Source organism: Desulfurellaceae bacterium, from assembly GCA_021296095.1.
Classification (GTDB): Bacteria; Desulfobacterota; Binatia; order Bin18; family Bin18; genus JAAXHF01.
Genome location: JAGWBB010000160.1, coordinates 1,987 through 2,730, shown reverse-complemented (window position 1 = coordinate 2,730; position 744 = coordinate 1,987). Strand labels below are relative to the sequence as shown.

Annotated in this window: 1 protein-coding gene; it reads left to right on the top strand. The window is 67.7% G+C overall.

Translation table 11 applies throughout. The features are described 5' to 3' along the window. Positions 1 to 19: 19 nt before the first annotated feature. Positions 20 to 744 (top strand): hypothetical protein (locus tag J4F42_22070; protein MCE2488210.1); only part of this gene is annotated, 725 nt, incomplete at its 3' end.

The window sequence follows — 744 nt, the reverse complement described above, 5'->3', positions numbered from 1 at the left end:
CCCAAAAAGGAGGACGGCGATGGCTGAACTCCCGTCCGAGACACACGCGCCGCCCTTGTCCGACCCGGCCGAGGCGGCGGCCTGGATCGAGTTTTATTATCGCCAGGGCTGGAGCGACGGCCTGCCCCTCGTCCCGCCCAGCGAAGACTCGGTCGGGGCCATGCTGGCGGCCGGCAAGCTCGACGCGGACGCCATCATCGGCACCATCCCCGAACGCAACGCCCGGATTCCGGCCGACAAGGTCGCCATCAACGCGGTCATGGCCGGCTGTCTGCCGGACTACTTTCCGCTCGTCCTGGCTGCGGTCAAAGCCCTGTGTCAGCCGGACTTCGCCTATCATAACCCGGCCACCAGCACCGGCGGCTCGGCCCTGGCCATTATTGTCAACGGGCCGCTCGGGCCGGCCCTGGGCATCAATGCCGGCAACAACCTGTTCGGTCCCGGCCACCGCCCCAACGCCACCATCGGCCGGGCGCTCAGGCTGGTGATGATGAACGTCCTGAATACCCGCCCCGGCCTGCTGGACCGGGCCACGCTGGGCACCCCGGGCAAATACAGCCTGTGTTTTGCCGAGGACGAGGCCAACACGCCGTGGCAGCCGTTCCACGTCGAGCGCGGCTTTCAGCCCCACGACAGCACGCTGACGCTGTACGCCTCCAACAGTCTGTGCGGCGTCTACAACCAGCTGGCCAGCAGCCCGGAGCCGCTGCTGCTCGAATTTGCCGATGCCGTGTGCAACCTGGC